Here is a 20,849-nt window from a genome sequence, read left to right as displayed (position 1 = left end):
CGTCACAAGTGCCGCCTCTGTCTCGTCGTAAGGGTGGACGGCGCACGGCGCACGCACCGGCCCGTGACCCCGCCAAGCCGGCACACCCGCAAGGAGAGAGAAGGAATCGGTATGAACGTCCGGTCCCCGCACCTCACCCGAGAAACCCCCGAGTCCGCATGAGCGCCACCGGACCGGCCCCGCGAGACGAGCGCGCCAAGGCGCCGCGAGGCGAGCGCGTCGCCGACTGGGCGGACGGGCGCCTGGGGATCTACAGCTTCAGATTCCTGATCCGCAAGGTGTTCCCCGACCACTGGTCGTTCATGTTCGGCGAGATAGCGCTGTACAGCTTCATCGTGCTGCTGCTCACCGGCGTCTGGCTCACCCTGTTCTTCGACCCGAGCATGGCCGAGACCGCCTACAACGGCCCTCCAGGGCGTCACGATGTCACGGGCCTACGCCTCCACCCTCCACATCACCTTCGAGGTGCGCGGCGGCCTCTTCCTGCGCCAGCTGCACCACTGGTCGGCCCTGATCATGATCGGCGCGCTCTGCGCCCACATGCTGCGGCACTTCCTCACCGGCTCGTTCCGCAAACCGCGCGAGGCCAACTGGCTGATCGGCTTCGCGCTCCTGGTCACCCTGGAGGGCTTCGTCGGATACTCGCTCCCCGACGACCTGCTCTCGGGCACCGGCCTGCGCATCGCCGAGGGCGTCACGCTCGCCATCCCGGTGGTCGGCACCTACCTGACCATGTTCCTCTTCGGCGGCGAGTACCCCGGTCGGCCACGATGTGATCCCCCGGCTCTACGGCCTCCACATCCTGCTGCTCCCGGGCATCGTCCTGGCCCTGACCACGCTCCACCTGATCCTGGTCTTCTACCACAAGCACACCCAGTTCCGGGGCCCGGGCCGTACCGAGAACAACGTCGTCGGCCAGCCCCTGATGCCGCACTACGTGGCCAAGGCCGGCGGCTTCTTCTTCCTCGTCACCGGCGTGCTCGCGCTCATGGCCGGCCTCGCCCAGATCAACCCCGTATGGAGATACGGCCCCTACCGCGCCGACCAGATCTCCCAGGGGTCCCAGCCGGACTGGTACATGGGCTTCCTCGAAGGCGCCCTGCGCGCGATGCCGGCCTGGGAGTTCACCCTCGGGGGCGGCCACACCGTCAGCCTCGGCGTCCTGATCCCCGCCGTCATCGTGCCCACGCTGATGATCGCCGTGATCGCCCTGTGGCCGTTCCTGGAGGCGTGGGTCACCAAGGACACCAGGGAGCACCATCTCCTCGACCGGCCGCGCGAGCACCCCACACGGACCGCGTTCGCCTGGGCGTTCGTCGGTTTCTACCTGGTGCTGTTCTTCGGCGGTTCCAACGACATCCTGGCCGAGCGCTTCCATCTGTCCCTGAATTCGATCACCTGGGCGGTACGGATCGGCGTCTTCGCCGTTCCGGCACTGACGTACGTCATCGCCCGGCGGATCTGCCTGGGCCTGCTGCGGCGGGACCGTGACATGCTCCTGCACGGCCGGGAGACCGGACGGATCCGCAGGCTGGCGCACGGCGAGTTCGCCGAGGTGCACGAGCGGCTGCCCCGCGCGCGGGAGTACACGCTGCTGTCCCGGCAGGACTACCGGCCGCTTTGGGCGCCCGAGCGGAACACCACGGCGTGCCCAACCCGAGGCTGCGCAGGGACAGACTGCGCCACCGGGCCAGCCGCTGGCTGTACGGCGGGCAGATCGCCGGACCGACCGAGCAGGAGATGCGACAGGCCCTGTCCCGCCTCGAACCCCCCGCCAACGGGCACGCCCCGGCCGACGGGCACGCCCCCTTCGGCGGGCCCCGGCGCCCCGTCGAGGAGAGGCGCCCGGACCAGGAACCGCACTGACCCGGCGGACGTCTGGCGCCCGCACCGGCCAGGCAGCGGGCAAAAGGAGGCCGAGGGGCCCGGGTCGGGCCGCCTGGACGGGGGAGAACAGGCTTTCCTCGGCCTCCAACCAGTACGACGGCACAGGCCCACCCGATGTGACGTGAAACGAGCCCACCCGGCGAGATTTCTTTGTGCGCGGCGCTTTCGGCCGCCCAGGGAACCGCACCCGCACCGCCGCGCGATCGCTGAAAGACCCCGATGCGCCCGAAAGACGCGGCGCGAAAGCCCGCGCGGCCGCACCCGGCCACGCGCATCGCCGCGCGGGATTCGAAGGCGGCTACACCCTCACTAGGGGAGCGGTGGACCGGTCCGGAGGGCCCTTGGCGCTCGAGCACCGCCTGTGTCACACTTTCCGCAAGCCCCGCCTGCCCAAAAACATTCACGAGGCAGCGAGTTGGCGTCTCTCCGCCTGGAGATCCCCCCTCTCTCTTTCGACCGCAGCAGCCCCGTCGGCGGGGCCGCTTTGTGCTGTTCCCGCAGAGACGCGACGGCCACGAACGATCCGGTTCGGCGACCGCCCCCAGGGCTGCTACGCGAACCGCTTCCCGCACTTGTCCGGGTTCGAGAACGGGACGACCAGGCGCAAGGGGATTCCCACCTGACCGGCACGGCATCTCATCGGTGTGTCATCACCGCTGGATCGGAGTTCGACATGAAGGACGTCGTGAAGGACGTCGTACGGGAGATTCGTGTCCGGGAGGCGGCACAGCAGCCCAAGTGGAGCGATCTTTCCCAGCTGGGCCGGGTGGGGCGGGCGTTGGCGGCGCGGCCCGCTCTGGTGCAGCCCGATGATGTGGCCACGATGCGGACGCTGCTGGGGAAGGTCGCGTTCGGCGAGGCGGTCGTGGTGCAGGCGGGGGACTGCGCCGAGGATCCGCGCGAGTGCACGGCGCGTCATGTCGCGCGCAAGACCGCGGTGCTTGACCTGCTCGCGGGGGCGCTGGGGCTGGTGACGGGCAAGCCGGTGCTGCGGGCGGGGCGTATCGCCGGGCAGTTCGCCAAGCCCCGGTCCCGGTCGACGGAGGTGGTCGGCAAGGTCACGCTCCCTTCGTTCCGCGGTCATATGGTCAACGGGCCGGAGCCGGACGGGGAGAGCCGCCGTGCGGATCCCTTGCGGATCCTCACGGGATATATGGCGGCCAATGACGTGATGGAACATCTGGGCTGGCGTGAGCGTGCGGTGGGGCGTGACGTGTTGGAGCCTGTGGTGTGGACCAGCCATGAGGCGCTGCTTCTCGATTACGAGATCCCCATGCTGCGCACCGACGAGTCGGGGCGGCTGTTCCTGGGCTCGGCTCACTGGCCGTGGATCGGGGAGCGCACCCGTCAGGTCGACGGTGCTCATGTCGCGTTGCTCGCGCAGGTGAGCAATCCGGTGGCGTGCAAGGTCGGTCCGGGCATGGAGCCTGCCGAACTGCTGGCGCTGTGCGAGCGGCTCGATCCCTGGCGCGATCCGGGCAGGCTGACGCTGATCGCCCGGATGGGCGCGGACACGGTGGCGGAGCGGCTGCCGCGCCTGGTGGAGGCGGTGCGGGGAGCGGGGCATGCCGTGGTCTGGCTCTGCGATCCGATGCACGGCAACACCGTCACGACGCCGGACGGCCATAAGACGCGGCTCGTGGAGACGGTGTCGCTGGAGGTGGCGCGGTTCGTGGCGGCGGTGCGGGCGGCGGGCGGTGTCCCGGGCGGGCTGCACCTGGAGACGACGCCGGACGATGTGACCGAGTGCGCGGCCGCCGACGCCGATCTCGCTGCGGTGGGCGAGCGCTACACCTCGTTCTGCGACCCCCGCCTCACCCCGTGGCAGGCGGTGTCCGTGATCTCGTCCTGGACCGCCTGAACCACCCGCCGAGCCAGGCAGGGCGGCGCACCGGGCCGTCCCCGTGCGAACCGCTCCGTGGCCCCGCCGGCCCCGAGTCTTCGGGCGCGGTACCGCTCGCCCCGTACCGCTCGCCCCGTGCCCTGTGCCCTGTTGTTCCGCGACGCACACCGGCCAGTCCCCGCCGCTCGGCAGAATTTGAAAGATACGAGGTTCCCATGCGCATGCTGTTGGTGGACAACTACGACTCATTCACCTACAACCTGTTCCACTATCTGGCCGAGGTGAACGGCCGCGAGCCGGTAGTGATTCGCAACGACGACGCGGGCTGGCATCCGCGGATGCTGAAGGACTTCGACAGCGTCCTTATCTCCCCGGGCCCCGGCAGCCCGGACCGTCCCGAGGACTTCGGGATCTGCCGGGAGATCATCGAGGACAGTGAACTGCCCATCCTGGGCGTGTGCCTGGGGCACCAGGGCATCGCCCACTCCTTCGGCGCCCGCGTGGGCCGGGCCCGCGAGCCGCGGCACGGCCGGGTCTCCCAGGTCTCCCACGACGGCACCGGACTCTTCACCGGCTTCCCCGCCCGCTTCGAGGCCGTGCGCTATCACTCCCTGGCGGTGACCGAGCTGCCCGAGGACGTGGAGGCCACCGCCTGGTCCGACGACGGCGTGCTGATGGGCCTCAAGCACCGCAGCCGCCCGCTGTGGGGCGTGCAGTTCCACCCCGAGTCGATCTCGACCGAACACGGCCACCGGCTCCTGCGCAACTTTCGCGACCTGGCCCTGCCGCCGCGCGGCGCGAGCGCGGCCGCCGCACCGTACGCCCCCACCGGCACACGGACCGCCCCTGACGCCGCCCTTGAGACAGCTCCTGAGGCCGCGCCCGAGACAGCTCCTGAGGCCGCGCCCGAGACAGCTCCTGAGGCCGCGCCCGAGACAGCTCCTGAGGCCGCGCCCGAGACCGTCCCGCAGCCCGCCCCGCGCCCCGCCGCCCGGCGGCTGCGGGTCCTGACCACGTCGCTGCCCACCCGCTGGTCGGACGAGGCGGCCTACGACCTGCTCCACCGCTCGCACGAGCACGCGTTCTGGCTGGACAGCAGCGCGGCGGCCAGCGCCAACGGCCGCTTCTCGATCATGGGAGACGCCGCGGGGCCGCTCGCCCGGGTGGCCAGGGCCGACATCTGGGACGGCACCGTCACCATCGACTCGGCCACCGAAACCGCCACGGTCCACGGCGAGTTCCTCACCTGGCTGGAAGAGGACCTGCGCGGCCTGGACGTCACCTGCCCGGACCTGCCCTTCGGCTTCGCACTGGGCTGGGTCGGCTACCTCGGCTACGAGCTGAAGGCGGAGACCGGCGGAGAACGCCGCCACCGCTCCGACGAACCCGACGCGGCCATGATCTTCGCCGACCGCGCCGCCGTCTTCGACCACGCCACCTCCACCACCCACCTCCTGGCGCTCGCCGAGGACGACGACGAAGAACCCGGCCATACCTGGCTGGAGTCCACCGCACACCGCCTCGAGCAGATCGCCGGCCAGGAGCCGCGCTACACCGCCCCGTCCCCCGCGGGCGCCCCCCTGCGCCCGCGCCACGACCGCGAGCGGTACCTGAAACTGATCGCCCACTGCCAGGACCAGATCACCGCGGGCGAGACCTACGAGGTCTGCCTGACCAACCTGCTGGAGGCCGACGCCACGCTCGACCCGTGGCAGAGCTACCAGTTCCTGCGCCGGCTGACGCCCGCGCCGTTCGGCTCACTGCTGCGCTTCGGCGGGCTGTCGGTGCTCAGCACGTCCCCCGAACGCTTCCTGCAGATCTCCTGCGACGGCACGGCCGAATCGAAACCCATCAAGGGCACCCGGCCGCGCGGCGTCACGGACCGCGAGGACGAACTGCTCCGCAACGACCTGGCGGCCAGCGAGAAGGACCGCTCCGAGAACCTGATGATCGTCGACCTGGTGCGCAACGACCTCGGCCGCACCGCCCGGATCGGCTCGGTCCGTGTGCCCTCGCTCTATGAGGTGGAGACCCACCCCACCACGCACCAGCTGGTCAGCACGGTCCGCTCCCGCCTGAAGGAATCGAGCTCGGCGGTGGAGTGCGTCCGGGCGGCCTTCCCCGGCGGATCGATGACCGGCGCCCCCAAGATCCGCACGATGCAGATCATCGACGACCTGGAGACCGGCCCCCGCGGCGTGTACTCCGGGGCCATCGGCTACTTCTCCCTGTCGGGCGCGTGCGACCTGAGCATCGTCATCCGCACGCTCGTCGTCACCCCCTCCCGGGTGAAGTACGGGGTGGGCGGCGCGATCGTGGCGCTGTCCGACCCCGACGAGGAGTTCGAGGAGACCGCCGTCAAGGCGACACCGCTGCTGCGGCTCCTGGACACCGCCTTCCCCGGGCGCATCGCGCCGGGGGAGCCCCGCGGCGCGGCCCCCGCCCCCACGGCCGCACCGCCGAGCACCCCATCAGGGGCGCGCCGCCCTAGGACAAGGAGCAGAGCGTGAACCGGCTCAGAACACCGATCGCCATCATCGGAGCCGGCCCCGCGGGCCTGCTCCTGTCCCACCTGCTGCACCAGCAGGGCGTGGACTCCCTCGTGCTGGAGCGCCGCAGCCGCCCCTACGTCGAACGGCGGGTGCGCGCCGGGCTGCTGGAACACACCACGGTCGAACTGCTCAGGCGGGCCGGCCTGGCCGGCCGGCTCGACCGGGAGGCACTGCGCCACGAAGGCCTCGAACTGCGGATCAACGGTGCCCGGCACCACCTGCCGGTCACCGAACTGACCGGCCTGAGCACGTACGTGTACGGCCAGCAGGAACTGGTCAAGGACCTGATCCAAGCCCGCCAGGAAGCCGGCGGCCGCCTGTGGTTCGACACCGACGACGTCACCCTGGAGATACCCGACGGCGGCGGCCCCTGCACCGTGCGGTGCACGGCGCAGGGCCAACCCACCGAGATCACCTGCGACTTCATCGCCGGCTGCGACGGATTCCACGGCATCTCACGCCGGTCCATGCCGGCCACGGCACAGCCCGCCTTCGAGCGCAGCTACCCCAGCGCCTGGCTGGGCATCCTGGCCGCCGCCCCGCCCGTCGCCCATGAGCTGGTCTACGCCGCCCACGAGCGGGGCTTCGCCCTGGCCAGCATGCGCTCCCCACACGTCTCCCGGCTCTATCTCCAGATCGACCCGGACGATGAGCTGGAGCAGTGGCCCGACGACCGGATCTGGAAAGAGCTGCGCGCCCGCCTGGACGTCGACGGCGAGGCGGGGCTGACCGAGGGACCCGTCCTGGAGAAGTCGCTGGTGCCGCTGCGCTCCTACGTATCGGAGCCGATGCAGCACAAACGGCTCTTCCTCGCCGGTGACGCCGCGCACATCGTGCCCCCCACCGCCGCCAAGGGGCTCAACCTGGCGGTGGAGGACGTCCAGGTGCTCAGCGAGGCGTTCGCCGCCTTCTACGGCAGCGGCCAGGACACCCTCCTTGAGGGCTACTCGCAACGGCGCCTGCCCAGCATCTGGGAGGCCGAGGACTTCTCCGACTGGATGGCCCATCTGCTGCACCGGCTGCCCGACGCACAGGCCTACGGCGCCCGGCTCCAGCGGGCCCGGCTGGACGCCCTCGTCAACTCGCCCACCGCCGCCCGGCAGTTCGCCGAACGGTACGTGGGCCTGTCCCGCAGCTTCGCGGGCGCAGGAAAGGAGCGAGCGTGGCAGTCGTGAGCGACCGGCACGAAGCCGTACCACCGCAGGCCACCGCGGACCTGCTGCGCGGACTGTTCCGCCTGTCGAAGATCTTCGTGTACCAGCACTACTACGGCTGGGGCATGGCCTGGCTGCTGCTCCCGCCGCAGCTGCGCGAACGCCCCGGCACCATCGCCGCGATGCTGCTGTTCCTGGTCGGCTCGATGGGCATCGTGACCTGCACCTGCGCCGCCGACGACCTGGTCGGCTTCCGCAACGGCAGCGACGCGCGCAACTACACCAGCGGCGAGACGCGGCGCAGCATCCGCGGCAAACCGCTGCTGAGCGGGGCGGTCACCGAACGCCAGGCGGCAGTCTTCGTGGCCGCGGCCGCCGTCCTCGCCCTCCTCGCGGGCGCCGGCGCGTTCTGGGCCCTGGACTGGCAGGCGCCCGTGTGGTCCTACCTCCTGTACGGCGGCGGCATGCTGGCCAGCGTGCAGTACTCCGCGGGGCTGCGGCTGAGCTACTACCCCGGCGGCGGGGAGATGCTGCTGTGCATGGGGACGGCGGCCGGACTGCTCGCCCCCTACACCGCCGTCCGCCAGGACTGGTCGCCCGAGGCGGTCCTGGTGGCGCTGCTGCTGGGGCTCTGGCTGGTGATGGTGAGCAGCTACTCCAACGTCAACGACGCGGCCGGGGACCGCACGGTCGGACGCCGCACGCTGGCGGCCACCACCGCGCCCGTCGTCTTCAAGTCGGCGATGGCCGCCTTCTTCCTGCTGTCCACGACGCTCCTGTGCGCGCTGGCCTTCACCACACGCCTGCCCTGGTGGACCGTCCTAACGATGCTGCCCGCCCTGGGCCTGCACCTGGCCCAGCTGCGTGAGGGACCACTGCGCGAACGATGGCTCACCGCACGCAAGCTGGGGCTCTTCGCCTATGACGCGGGTTTCTTGGGTCTGCTGATCCCCGTTCTGACCATTCTCTAGAAGGGTGTGCCCCACCATGGCGTCCCAACGCCGCAAGCCCATCAACCTCGGCCTGCTCTTCGACTGGCACGCCCACAAGAGCAAGCAGACCGAGTTCCACCTCGACCGGCCCTTCGACGTCGCCCCCGACCAGGGCACCGTCTACAGCGGGCGGGCGATCGCGGCCGAGGTCCACGCCATCTCGGGCTGGCTCCAGGCGGCGGGGCTGCGCTACGGCGAGAGCGTGGCCGTCGTCAAGGACAACCACTTCGACATGGTCCTGATGGCCTCCGCCGCGGCCCGCATCGGTGTCCTGCCCGTCATGATCTCGCCGTTCGTGCCCCCCGGCCAGCTGCGGGTCATGCTGGAGCGGGCCGCCCCCAAGGTGCTGGTGACCTCCTGCGCCGTGCTGGCCCGGGCGGCCAAGGAGAACATCGAGATCGTCCCGGCCGGTGTCCGCACCGTCGTCACCGGCGAACTCGACACCGAACTGCCGCCGGGCGCCGTCCCCCTGGCCGACCTCAGGGGAGCGGACGCCCCGCCCGTGCGGCTGCGCCCGGACGACGAGCCGATGATCGTCACCCATACGTCGGGAACCACGGGCACGCCCAAGCTGGTGGTGCACGCGGCAGCCACCAGCCTGGGCCGGTTCTCCTTCCAGCTGGAGTCCAAGCGGATCCCCGGCATCACCTCAGGCCCCAACGACGTCGTCGCGGGCTGCCTGTCCTACGTCCACAACCGGCTGCTGTCGTGGACCAACGGCCAGCTCAGCCTCGCCCCCCGCAAGACCGTGATCATGTCCGACCCGGGGCTGGACAACGTCGCCGAGGTCCTTGCCGCCCACCGGCCCACCTCGCTGGAGGCGTTGCCGAACATGTTCCAGCGCTGGGAGGAACTCGCCGAGACCCGGCCGGAGCTGTTCGCCCAGGTCCTGAGGTTCAACAGCACGTTCGACGCGGTCCACCGGCGCACCATCCGCACGTTCCTGGAGGTCTCCCGCGCCCGCTTCCCGCTCTGGGCGACCGGCCACGGCCAGTCCGAGATCGCCGGAGTCTCGATGAACGTCTTCACCCGCCGCCAGGCCCGCAGCTGGCAGGGCTTCACGGACGGCTCGAACGTCGGCTGGCCGCCCGCGGCCCCGGTCAAGGTGGTCGACCCGGTCACCGGGGAGCGCAAGAAGCGCGGCGAGAGCGGCCTGCTGATGGTCGCGGGCAAGGCACGCTGCCTGACCTACCTGGGCGAGCCCGAGCGCTACGACGAGAAGGTCGACGGCAAGTGGTGGAACACCGGCGACCTCGGCAAACGGGACCGGCTGGGCCGGATCCGCACGCTGGACCGCGAAGTGGACCTGGTCCCCGGCCTGAGCAGCATCGAACTGGAGAGCCTGCTCCTGGACCGGCTGCGCCGGGCCCACGAGGTGATCGTGCTCGGCGCGCAGGAGGGCCCCCCGGTCCCGGTGCTGTCCATGCGCGACAACCAGATCACCCCCCAGGAGTGGCAGCGGGCGACGGCCGGCCTGCCGGAACTGGCCGAGCCGTACCTGGTGCCGTGGGAGGACCTGCCCCGCACCGCCACCTGGAAGGTCCGCCGCCACGAGCTGCGCGAGACGGTGTTCGGCTCCGACCGGACGCTGGGCACCGGCCGATGGACCTGACCGTGACGGTGCCCCGGGCACCGCGCGGCCCATTTCCCCTGGACGAAGGAAGACAACGATGATCGACGAATACCTGCGGTGGCTGCCGGACGCCATAGTGCCGTGGCCGGACGTCGTCCCGGTCACCATCCCCGAGCACTTCCGGGCCCGCTGGATCTTCTGGACGCTGATGAGCCCGGCGGCAGTGGGCTGGCTCGTCGCCTACAGCCTCGCCTTCCTGCGGGGCCGCAAGGACAAATGCGTCGGCGTCCCCGCCCTGCTGGTGGCGGTGAACTTCGCCTGGGAGTTCAACCTGTCGGTCATCCTCGACCAGGACACCACCCAGCGTCATATCAACTTCTCCTGGGCCCTGTTCAACATCTTCATCATCTCCCAGGTCGTGCGCTGGGGACACAAGGACCACCCGAACCTGACCCGGCGGAACTTCCTGTGGGCCTTCGTGGCGATGTTCGTATGGGCGTCCTTCATGGTCGTCTACGGCACGATCGAAATCGGGGACTTCCCGGGCACCTACACCGGCACCATCATCAACATTCCACTGAGCTGGGCATTCATCACCATGCTCAAATCCCGCGGCTCGTCCGCAGGACAGTCGATGTATATCGCCATCGCCAAGATGATCGGATCCATGGGCGCGGCGGCCACCGTGTACGCGGAATTCCCCGGACACAACCTGTTCTTCGTCCTGTTCATCAGCGTGCACATCCTGGACGCCGTCTACATCCGGATGCTCTACGTACAGATCCGCAAGGAGGGCCACAGCCCCTGGGCCTGGAACCGCCCCACCGTCCCGCACTACGCCGACGCCCCCCGCACCAAGGACGCCGCACAGGACGCCCCGTCCGCACCCCCGGCCCGCACCGAGACCATGGAGCACGCCAAGTGAGCGCCCCGTCCACCTCGGCGGTGGTCCTGGGCGGCGGACTGACCGCAATGGTCGCCGCCGCCGTGCTCGCCCAGCACGTCGACGCGGTCACCGTCATCGAACGCGACCGGCTGCCCGACACCCCCCAGCAGCGCCCCGGCGTCCCGCAGGCCCGGCACACCCACACCCTGATGGACGGCGGGGCCCGCGCCCTGGACTCCCTCCTGCCCGGCTTCCTGGACCGCCTCATGGCCGCCGGCGCCCACCGCAACAACCTGCCGGGCAACGTGGTGATGCTCAGCGCCCAGGGCTGGATGGAACGCTTCACCTCCCACCGCAACTCCTACACCTGCAGCCGCAACCTCCTGGACTTCGTCGTACGCGACCTGGCGCTGAGCAACGAGCGCATCACCGTGATCGACCACCACCAGGCCGACGACCTGATCGGCGACTCGCACGCGGTGACCGGGGTACGCATCCGCAGCCGCGAGACGAAGGAGACCCGGGAACTGGGCGCCGACCTCGTCATCGACGCCACCGGGCGCGGCTCCCGGATCGACCACTGGCTGCGCGCCCTGGGCCTGCCCGAGATCCAGGAGTCGACCATCGACTGCGGCGAGGCCTACGCCTCCCGCGTCTACCGCGCGCCGCAGGGGGCCGAGAAGGGCTTCCCGATGATCAACATCCTCGCGGACCCGGGCTCCGGCAGGCCCGGCCGCGGGGTCGCGCTGCTGCCCATCGAGGACGGCTGCTGGATGGTCACACTCGGCGGCACCCGCGGCGGGGAACCGCCCACCGACGAGGAGGGCTTCCAGCACTACGTGCGCCACGAGGTACGCCACCCGCTCGTCGCCGACCTGATCGCAGGCGCCCAGCCGGTCGGCCCCATCCACGGCAACCGCAGCTCACGCAACCGGCGCCGGCACTTCGAGCGGCTGCCGGCCTGGCCGAGCGGACTGATCGTGCTCGGCGACGCGGTCACCACCTTCAACCCGGTCTACGGGCACGGCATGAGCGTCTCCGCACGCGGCGGGCTCGCGCTCCGCGCCGGGCTGCAGCGCCACGGGCCCGACCCCACGGCCGCCTTCTCCATCCAGCAGGCGGTCGCCAAGGCCGCCGAGGACGCCTGGACGATCGCCACCACGCAGGACATGCGGTACCCGGACGTGATCGGCCCCCGCCCCACCGCCCTGGAAAAGCTCCAGCGGCGCCTGGTGGACCGCATGCTGCTCACCGCGACGCGCCAGCCCGCCGTCGCCAAGGCGCTGGTCGGGTCCTTCAGCCTGGCCACGTCCTTCACCGAGCTGGCCAGGCCCGGCATCGCGCTGAGGACCCTGCGAGGACCCGGCCGGCCCCCGCTGACCGGCCCGCCGCTCCTGCCCTGGGAACGCTCCTACCTGCCCGGCGAGCGCACCCGGCGCTAACGCCCGCCCGGCGCCGGGGCGTGCCCGGCGGATCCTCTCCGGGACGCGGGGGTCTGCTGCTTCCCCGGGCCCTCAGCTCCGCCCGAGCCCTGATCCGCCGGACACGCCCCGACCAGCCCACCCGGTCACCGAGGAGGTGTGTCGCGGATCACACCGGCCGGCGCACCCCGCGATGTCACATTCGGCGCGGCCCGATCCGTCTAGGAACTGCGGTGCCTCTGATGCCGCGTACGTGAGGAAGGACTGGAAAATGCTCGACGGATTGGCCAGGCTCATCATCAGGCGCCGCGTCGCGGTTGTCGTGATCAGTTTGTTACTCGCTGTGGCCGGGGGGTCGGCCAGCACATCGCTCTTCGGGAAACTGGTCGCGGGCGGTTTCGAAGACCCGAACTCCGAGTCCGGGCACGCGGTCAAGTCGCTCTCCAGCACGTTCGACCAGGTCCAGCCCAACTTGAACGTCCTCGTCACCGTCAAGGGCAACGTGGACGACCCGAAGACCGCCGCCGAGGCCGGCAAACTCACCGATGAGCTGAGCAAGGAATCCGGTCTCGTCAACGTCACGTCGTACTGGTCGGCGGGCAAACCCGCCCAGATGAAGAGCAAGACCGGCGACAAGGCCCTGATCACCGGCACCCTGACCGGCGACGAGGCGACATCACAAAAACGCGCTACGAAGCTGGCCGACGCCTACGAAGGCGAACGCGCCGGTCTCGACGTGAAATTCGGCGGATACGCCAAGTTCCAGGCCGAACTGCTCGAACAGGGCCAGAAGGACGCCAGCACGGGGGAGGCCATCGCGATCCCGCTCACCCTGGTCGTCCTGGTCTTCGTCTTCGGCAGCCTGGTCGCGGCCTCCCTCCCGCTGATCGTCGCCGTCGTCGCGATGATGCTCACCATGGGCCTGATGTGGATCCTGGCCGAGGTGACCGACATCGGCTCGCTGGCCGCCAGCGTGGTCACGCTGCTGGGCCTGGGACTCGCGATCGACTACAGCCTGCTCTTCGTCAACCGCTACCGCGAGGAACTGGCCACCGGGAAACCGACCGAACAAGCCCTGCGCACCACGATGACCTCGGCGGGCCGGACGGTCATCTTCTCCTCCCTCACGGTCGCGGTGGCCTCCTGCGCCATGCTCTGGTTCCCGCTGCTGGCCGTGCGCTCCATGGGATACGCCGGCGCGCTGACGGCCCTGCTGGCCGGCGCCGCCTCCCTGATCGTGCTCCCCGCGGTCCTGGCCATGCTGGGCGGCCGGATCGACAAGGGCCGCGTCTTCGGCCGCAAGAAGCACGCGGCCGGCGCCGGCGCCCCCGGCGGCGACACCGAGAACGGGTTCTGGCACCGCCTGGCCACACTCGTGATGCGCCGCCCCCTGCCGCTCGCCACGATCACCACACTGTTCCTGCTGCTGCTCGGCGCACCGTTCCTCGGCATCAACATCGGCATGCCCGACGACCGCGTCATGCCGGAATCCTCCTCCGCCCGCCAGGTCTCCACCGCCATCAAGGAAGACTTCCACGGCAGCGGACAGAACACCCTGGTGGTCGTCGCCCCCCACGGCGCATCCGACCAGCAGGACGTCACCGACTACGCCAAGCAACTGTCCGCACTGCCCGGCATCGAGACGGTGCGCACCTCCACCGGCAGCTACGCCAAGGGCAGCCAGGTCGCCCCGCCGGACGCACAGTCCAAGAGCTTCGCCGCCCGGGACGCCGTCTACTTCCAGGTGGCGCCCACCGGCGACGACCCGGACCTCGCGGACAAGGCCGTCACCGAGATCAGGGACAGCAAGGCCCCCTTCGACATCCAGGTCGGCGGCACCGCAGCGACCAACAAAGACGCGGCATCGGCCCTGGTCAAGTGGCTGCCGTACGCGCTGGGCTCACTGCTCATCGTGATGCTCGTGCTGCTCTTCCTGGTCACCGGAAGCGTCCTGCTGCCGGTCATGGCCATCGTGCTCAGCCTGCTCAGCCTGACCGCGACCTTCGGCGCACTGGTGTGGGTGTTCCAGGACGGCCACCTGGCCGGCCTGTTCGGCGGCTTCACCCCCACGGGCAACATCGCGGCGACAGTCCCGGTGATGCTCTTCGGCCTCGCCTTCGGCCTGGCCATGGACTACCAGGTGTTCCTGCTCTCCCGCATGCGCGAGGAGTACGAAATCACCGGTTCCCCCACCAAGGCCGTCACCCACGCCCTGGAACGAACGGGCCGGATCGTCACCGCCGCGGCCGTCGCCATCGCCATCGTCTTCCTCGCCTTCACCGTGTCGGACATCTCCCTCGTCAAGGCGTACGGCGTCGGGCTGCCCCTGGCGGTCCTGATGGACGCGACACTGATCCGCGGCGTGCTGCTGCCCGCCGTGATGCGGCTCGGCGGCAACGCCACCTGGTGGGCCCCCGAACCGCTCCAGCGGCTGCACGCCCGCTTCGGCCTGCGCGAGGAGGCCAGGCAACAGGCGCCGCACCGCGACCTGGAGCGGACACCGGCGGGCTGACCCCGCCCGGCCGGGCCCCGGGCCGACAGCCCCGAACCCTCCCGCGCAGCACACCGATGACGCCGAAGGCCGTCACCGTCCCCGGACGGTGACGGCCTTCGTCCATGCCCGGCGCCAGAAAGCCTCACCCCCCGCACCACGTCCCGCACACGTTCCCACCACCCGAGGAGTCACCCGTGTCCACCGAAATGACCACTCTCCCCAGGGGCGCCTCGGGCAGCTTCGTGCACCCCGCCACCCGCGACCTGCTCGAGCGCGTGGAGCGCCGCCTGCGGTCCTTCCTCAAGGCCGAGCGGGACTCCTGGGCCCACGTGGACGGCCGGGCCGTCGTCCCCATCGACGCCCTGAGCGACATGGTCGAATCGGGCGGCAAACGCATCCGGCCCATGCTCTGCCTCACCGGCCACCTCGCCGCCGGCGGCGACCCTGAGGCGCCCGGCGTCGTGGAAGCCGCCGCGGCCCTGGAGATGCTGCACGTCTGCGCCCTCATCCACGACGACGTGATGGACGCCTCCCCCCAGCGCCGCGGCATACCCACCGTCCACGAGAAGCACTCCATACACCACCGCAGCCGCGCCTGGCAGGGAGAGTCGCGCCGCTTCGGCGAGAGCGTGGCCATCCTCGCGGGCGACCTGGCACTGGTCTACTCCGAGCAGCTGATGGCAGCCGCCCCGCCCGCGGTCATCGGCGTCTGGAACACCCTGCGCTCGGAACTGATCGTCGGCCAGTACATGGACGTCGCCGCCGCCGCGGAATTCTCCGTCAACCCCCAGCTCTCCCGCTGGATCGCCCTGGCCAAGTCCGGCCACTACACCATCTACCGGCCACTGCTGCTCGGCGCGAGCCTGGCCGGCCGAAACGACCTGGCCCCCGCCTTCCAGGAATACGGCGAGACGATCGGTGAGGCCTTCCAGCTCCGCGACGACCTGCTCGACGCCTTCGGGAAGTCCGCCGACACCGGCAAGCCCACCGGCCTCGACTTCACCCAGCACAAGATGACCCTACTGCTCGGCTGGGCGATGCAGCGCGACGACCGCATCCGCGGCCTGATCACGGAACCCGGCCACACCACCGACGAGGTCCGCCGTCACCTGCTGGACACCGGCGTACCCGGCGACGTCGAACAGCACATCGCCGACCTCGTGGAGCGGGGCTGCAAGGCCATCTCCGAGGCGCCCATCGACGCCGTGTGGCGAGACGAACTGACGGCCATGGCCAAGTACGTCGCCTACCGCAACACGTGAGCAACGCGCACCGGGGAGCGTGAGAGAAACGTCGCCCGCGTCGGCCGATCCCTCCGCACCGTGGAGTTCCTCCCCGCAGCCAACTCCACGGCGGAGTCGGCCCGACGCCCCCCACACACACACCGCCCCCGCCCCCGCCCCGCTCGACGAAGGAGACCCCCGCGCATGGCCGAACTCAACGGCGCCCCCGTTTCCTTCGAAGCCCTGCAGAACCTCGCCCTGACCAACTACGGGCACTTCACCAGCATGCGCGTCGAGGACCAGAAGGTACGGGGACTCTCCCTGCACCTGGACCGCCTGGTGCGCGACGCCCGCACCGTCTTCGACGCCGACCTGGACCCCGACCGCATCCAGGCATACATACGCCACGCGGTGGGCGAACGCACCGGCTCGTTCGTCACCCGCGTGACCGTGTTCGACCCGGACCTCGACCTGGGCCACCCCGCAGCCGCCGGCCGGCCCCAGATCCTGGTCACCGCCCGCGCCGCCGCCGCCCTGCCCGCCCCCGCGCTCACGGTCAAGACATTCCCGTTCAGCCGCGACACCCCACAGGTCAAACACCTGGCACTCTTCTCCCAGCTGAAGCTCCGCCGCGCGGCACAGCTCGCCGGATTCGACGACGCCGCCTTCACCGAGCACGACGGCCGCATCTCGGAAGGCGGCACATGGAACATGGCCTTCATCACCGAGGAGGACACCGTCGTCTGGCCCGAGGCGGACGTGCTGCCGGGCGTCACCATGCACCTGCTGCGCCAGGCCTACGACCGCACCGCCCACGCCCCCGTCACCCTCGACGACCTTCCGGCCATGCGGGCCGCCTTCTCCACCAACACCTCCGTCGGGGTGCGCGCCATCACCACCGTCGACGACACCCCGTTCGATACGCGCCACCCCGTGCTGGACACCCTGCGCAAGCTGTACGCCGCGGTTCCCGGCGAACAGCTGTAACCATGGACAACACGCGACGGGCCGAACCACCGAGAGCGCAGCAGCGTTTGTCCGGCACTTTGGGCAGCATCTGGTGGTCGATGGGCACGCGAATGTTCACGAGAAATGACGTCAGTGCATGGGATGGCATGCCACCTGGTGCCTGTTCTTGAATCATGCATGACACCTTCGGAGCAATTCGTTCGGCGATGAACGATGACTCGCGTAGGGTGCCCCAGATATCAAGGCGGAAGGCGGGGTGTGGGCGTGGCACCGAAGAAAGTAACGCGGGATCAGTTGGCGGGTGCGGCGCGGGCCGCGCTGGGCGGCGGGCGACGACTGGAGGCGGTCGAGCGACTGGCGGGCGGCACCACGAAGGGCGTCTATCGGCTGACGATGGACGACGCCATGACGGCGATCGCCTATCTGTGGGAGGACTCCGAGAACTACTGGCCGGCCACCGAGCACGATGGCGACCTCGCCGACCCGTTCTCGCCCGGCATCGGGCTCGACCTGTTCGAGGCCGCGCACGCGCGGCTGGGGGCGCTGGGCCTTCGGGTCCTTGAGATCCACCTGGCCGATCGTGACCGCACCTACTACCCGGCCGACCTCGCGATCGTCGAGGACGTGCCCGGCGAGAAGCTGATGGACCTGCGCAACCGCGACCCGCGCGCCGCGGAGCCGACGATGATGCGCCTCACTGAGAGCCTGGCGATGATGCGCGGCCACCGGGCGCCGTCCTTCGGCAAGGTTGCCCTGATCGACGCGGGAGGCACGTCACGTTCGGCCTCGTGCGAGCAGGCAGCGCTCGCCTTCGCGCTGCGCTGCCTCGCCGAGGCGACCGCGCGCGACCCCAGGATCGCCGACGCCCGCGATCAGCTGGAGGAGCGGCTGCGTCAGCTGACCGCGGCGGTGCGGCCGCGCGCCGAGTACTCCGTCGTCCACGGCGAGCTGGGCCTGGACCACGTCATGGTCGACCGAGACGGCCATCCCGTCGTGATCGACATCGAGAACCTGCTGTACTTCGACGTCGAGTGGGAGCACGTGTTCCTACGCCTCCGCCATACCAACAGCCAGTATCAGCAGCTGGCGGTGGACGGCCTCGACGAGGACCGCCTCGCGCTCTACAAACTCACCCAGCATCTGTCGCTGACAGCCGGCCCGCTGCGCCTGCTCGACGGGGACTTCCCCGACCGGGAGTTCATGCGAGGGGTCGCCGAGCATCACCTGAACGAGGCGCTGGCGCTGGTTTTGGCGAGTTGAAGACGCGACCTGCGTGTTTGTGCCAGGGCTGGGTGATCTCCGAGATCGTCGGCCACAAGAAGCCAGACGGGACCCTCCGGAATGACGTCAGCACATGGGACGGCCCGCCGCCCGTGAGGGCGGCGGGCCGTCGAGACTGAAGCTGCAGGAGTCAGCTGGCCGCGGCGGGCTCTTCTGCCCGGGCTCGGGTGCTGGCGAGGCGGTAGGAGTCGGTGCCGGTCTCGATGATCGTGCCGTTGAAGGTGAGGCGGTCGACGATGGCCGCGCAGAGGCGAGGATCGGTGAAGGTCTTGGTCCAACGTGCGCCGTGAGGCGCTTCGTTGTATCCCCGACGCAGTCGGGACGAACTTGGAGGGAGGTTCTTGGGTCGCCGAGCTTACTTGAGCGCGAAAGCGTGAGGGGACAACAGCATGCTCGGAAAGCGGTGCCCATTTGGAGGCGTCCATGGTGGGGTGCCGCAAGACCCGTGCGATATGGCTAAGGCTTGATTGCTTGAAGCCCAATTCCCAGCGGTGCGAGAGACACCCGTCGAAACGACGCCTGAATTCGACGTCCCGCTATGCCTCAGTCGCGGTTGGAGGCTGGGGCAACCTCCATGGTGTGGAGCGCCTTCCAACGAGGGGGGCCAAGGGAATGAGTGGGCGGCCTACGTCGCGCTCGATATGTACAACGAAGACGTACCACGGGATCGCCTAAGGGGCGCGAGCCCTACGGCGACGGAGTGCTCGTAGTAGTCGCAGGAGTGACGACCTGCCAGGGGGGCCGGGAAAGCCGGTCACAGGGCGAAGGGGCACAGGTGATTGAGGCGTCCGGCGATGGGAGGTATGCGTAATGCAGAGCGCCGCAACGGTGCTGGACGTCCTCCGGGAACGCGGCAGGCAAGGGCTGCCGCTGGAAAGACTGTATCGGCAGTTGTTCAACCCGCAGTTGTTCCTGATGGCCTACGGGCGAATCTACGCCAACAAGGGTGCGATGACACCCGGGGTCACCGGGGAAACCGTGGACGGCATGTCTCTGGAGAAGATCGACGCGATCATCGGCAAGTTACGCGCCGAGACGTATCGCTGGACCCCAGCGCGGCGGACCTATATCCCGAAGAAGAATGGGAGAAAACGTCCGCTCGGACTGCCCACGTGGTCGGACAAGCTGGTCGCCGAGGTTGTTCGCCTTCTACTGGAGGCGTACTACGACGTCCAGTTCTCACGCCACTCCCACGGATTCCGCCCCGGCCGAGGCTGCCACACCGCACTCAACGAGGTGGTGGAAGTCTGGAAGGGAACACACTGTTCATCGAAGGAGACATCTCCGACTGCTTTGGCAGCCTGGATCACGAGATAATGCTCGCGACCCTGGAAGAGAGAATCCATGATGGACGATTTCTGCGGCTGATCCGCCAAATGCTTAAGGCCGGGTACTTGGAGGACTGGCGATGGAACGCCACGCTCAGCGGTGCGCCGCAGGGCGGCGTTGCTTCGCCGATCCTGTCCAATATCTACCTGGATCGGTTGGATCAGTTCGTTGAACAGCACCTGTTACCGGATTACAACCGGGGCAGACTACGTCAGCGGAGCCGGGAGTACTGGCGCGTTGAAGCGAGGATCAAACGGGCAGGTCAACGCGGGGACAAGGCGGCCGTACATGCGCTTCGGCAGCAGCTGCGACGCCTCCCCAGTTCCGATCCCGATGATCCAGACTACCGACGGCTGCGGTACATCCGGTATGCCGACGACTGGCTACTCGGTTTCGCAGGACCAAAGCGAGAAGCTCAGGAGATCAAGGAACGGATGAGGGAGTTCCTGCGTGATGAACTCAGGCTGGAACTCTCAGAATCCAAGACTCTGATCACGCACGCCGCCAGCCAGGCGGCGCGCTTCCTCGGCTACGAGCTGCGGACCCAGCTTGCCGACACGAAGATCACTCGCGGGCGTCGGGCGGTCAACGGCTGCATCGGCCTATACGTGCCACGGGACGTGATCCGAAAACGATGCGCGTTGTACATGAAAAGGGAAAACCGGCGTTCCGCGGGGCTCTGATACACGATCAGGACTACTCGATCGTGGCGAAGTATCAAGCGGAATACCGGGGAGTTGTCCAATGCTACCTTCTGGCCCAAGATGTTGGACGTCTGGGCCTTCTGCACTGGGTCATGGAAAGCTCCATGCTCAAGACTCTGGCCAGGAAACACCAGTCCACCGTCACTCGGATGGCTCGCCGACACAAGGCGACCATCCAAACGCCCGACGGGCCACGGACGTGCATGCAGGTCATAGTCAAGCGTAGTGACGGAAGGAAGCCGCTGGTCGCTCGCTTCGGCGGGATCCCGCTGAAGCGGCAACGCTTTGCTGACCTGGACGACAAGGCTCCGTCAACGAGATACACCGGCAGCAATGAGCTGATCCACCGGCTGTTGGCGGGACAGTGCGAGATGTGCGAATCGCGGAATGGTCTGCAAGTTCACCACATCCGCAAAATGGCAGATCTCAATCGACCCGGTCGGCCCGTGCGCTTGGCGATGCGCCAGCGCCCGTCGCGCCCGTCGGAGTCCTCGGCGGGTTCCACGTCCTGCCCGGCGACCAGGGCCAGCAGGCCGACCGC

Annotated in this window: 11 protein-coding genes and 3 pseudogenes; 13 read left to right on the top strand and 1 reads right to left on the bottom strand. The window is 69.4% G+C overall.

All coding sequences use genetic code 11. The features are described from left to right. The first annotated feature begins 158 nt into the window (after positions 1 to 158). The 12 genes and pseudogenes from ACFVV1_RS38755 (at position 159) to ACFVV1_RS38700 (ending at position 18,254) form a co-directional block, all read left to right on the top strand. Positions 159 to 1,866, top strand: a pseudogene (locus tag ACFVV1_RS38755) (cytochrome bc complex cytochrome b subunit). Positions 1,867 to 2,572: 706 nt separating this feature from the next. Further along, entirely contained in the window at positions 2,573 to 3,748 is a 1,176-nt protein-coding gene (locus ACFVV1_RS38750; protein WP_389999810.1) for a 3-deoxy-7-phosphoheptulonate synthase, read from the top strand. Positions 3,749 to 3,945: 197 nt separating this feature from the next. Next, positions 3,946 to 6,240 carry an aminodeoxychorismate synthase component I gene (gene pabB, locus ACFVV1_RS38745; protein ID WP_389999745.1) on the top strand — a complete coding sequence of 765 codons (2,295 nt, stop codon included), beginning with the start codon at positions 3,946 to 3,948 and terminating at the stop codon, positions 6,238 to 6,240. Further along, entirely contained in the window at positions 6,237 to 7,457 is a 1,221-nt protein-coding gene (locus tag ACFVV1_RS38740; RefSeq protein WP_389999742.1) for a 4-hydroxybenzoate 3-monooxygenase, read from the top strand. The genes pabB and ACFVV1_RS38740 overlap by 4 nt, the downstream gene beginning before the upstream one ends. Beyond that, complete coding sequence (locus ACFVV1_RS38735; protein WP_389999739.1) at positions 7,445 to 8,407, top strand: UbiA family prenyltransferase; 963 nt, start codon at positions 7,445 to 7,447, stop codon at positions 8,405 to 8,407. Before ACFVV1_RS38740 ends, ACFVV1_RS38735 begins: the two co-directional genes overlap by 13 nt. A gap of 16 nt (positions 8,408 to 8,423) precedes the next feature. Next, positions 8,424 to 10,040 carry an AMP-binding protein gene (locus tag ACFVV1_RS38730; RefSeq protein WP_389999736.1) on the top strand — a complete coding sequence of 539 codons (1,617 nt, stop codon included), beginning with the start codon at positions 8,424 to 8,426 and terminating at the stop codon, positions 10,038 to 10,040. Positions 10,041 to 10,098: 58 nt separating this feature from the next. Then, positions 10,099 to 10,926, top strand: a complete 828-nt coding sequence (locus ACFVV1_RS38725; protein WP_389999733.1) for a hypothetical protein — start codon at positions 10,099 to 10,101, stop codon at positions 10,924 to 10,926. Further along, on the top strand, positions 10,923 to 12,329 hold the full coding sequence (locus ACFVV1_RS38720) for an FAD-dependent oxidoreductase (protein ID WP_389999731.1): 1,407 nt from the start codon (positions 10,923 to 10,925) through the stop codon (positions 12,327 to 12,329). The genes ACFVV1_RS38725 and ACFVV1_RS38720 overlap by 4 nt, the downstream gene beginning before the upstream one ends. Before the next feature lie 250 nt (positions 12,330 to 12,579). Then, entirely contained in the window at positions 12,580 to 14,820 is a 2,241-nt protein-coding gene (locus ACFVV1_RS38715) for an MMPL family transporter (protein WP_389999728.1), read from the top strand. A 176-nt stretch (positions 14,821 to 14,996) separates the two neighbouring features. Further along, on the top strand, positions 14,997 to 16,064 hold the full coding sequence (locus ACFVV1_RS38710; RefSeq protein ID WP_389999726.1) for a polyprenyl synthetase family protein: 1,068 nt from the start codon (positions 14,997 to 14,999) through the stop codon (positions 16,062 to 16,064). 165 nt (positions 16,065 to 16,229) lie between these two features. Further along, on the top strand, positions 16,230 to 17,012 hold the full coding sequence (locus ACFVV1_RS38705) for an aminotransferase class IV family protein (protein WP_389999723.1): 783 nt from the start codon (positions 16,230 to 16,232) through the stop codon (positions 17,010 to 17,012). Between the two features lie 240 nt (positions 17,013 to 17,252). Beyond that, positions 17,253 to 18,254 (top strand): phosphotransferase, encoded by a 1,002-nt coding sequence (locus tag ACFVV1_RS38700; protein ID WP_389999720.1) that lies wholly within the window; start codon positions 17,253 to 17,255, stop codon positions 18,252 to 18,254. A 151-nt stretch (positions 18,255 to 18,405) separates the two neighbouring features. Here the strand turns inward: ACFVV1_RS38700 and ACFVV1_RS38695 are convergent. After that, positions 18,406 to 18,552: pseudogene (locus ACFVV1_RS38695) on the bottom strand (ATP-binding protein); the annotation flags it as partial. Positions 18,553 to 19,085: 533 nt separating this feature from the next. Between ACFVV1_RS38695 and ACFVV1_RS38690 the strand changes: the two are divergent. Beyond that, positions 19,086 to 20,754 (top strand): annotated as a pseudogene (locus ACFVV1_RS38690) (reverse transcriptase domain-containing protein); the annotation flags it as partial. Between the last annotated feature and the right edge of the window lie 95 nt (positions 20,755 to 20,849).

The sequence above is a fragment of the Streptomyces sp. NPDC058092 genome (genome assembly GCF_042884935.1).
Taxonomy (GTDB): Bacteria; Actinomycetota; Actinomycetes; order Streptomycetales; family Streptomycetaceae; genus Streptomyces.
The sequence above is the reverse complement of the archived record's forward strand: the minus strand, read 5'-3'. Positions and strand labels throughout refer to the sequence as shown.

Coding starts and splice junctions, on each gene's coding strand:
- pabB (WP_389999745.1), top strand. CDS start 3,946: ATGCGCATGCTGTTGGTGGACAACTACGACTCATTCACCTACAACCTG.
- ACFVV1_RS38730 (WP_389999736.1), top strand. CDS start 8,424: ATGGCGTCCCAACGCCGCAAGCCCATCAACCTCGGCCTGCTCTTCGAC.
- ACFVV1_RS38725 (WP_389999733.1), top strand. CDS start 10,099: ATGATCGACGAATACCTGCGGTGGCTGCCGGACGCCATAGTGCCGTGG.
- ACFVV1_RS38715 (WP_389999728.1), top strand. CDS start 12,580: ATGCTCGACGGATTGGCCAGGCTCATCATCAGGCGCCGCGTCGCGGTT.
- ACFVV1_RS38705 (WP_389999723.1), top strand. CDS start 16,230: ATGGCCGAACTCAACGGCGCCCCCGTTTCCTTCGAAGCCCTGCAGAAC.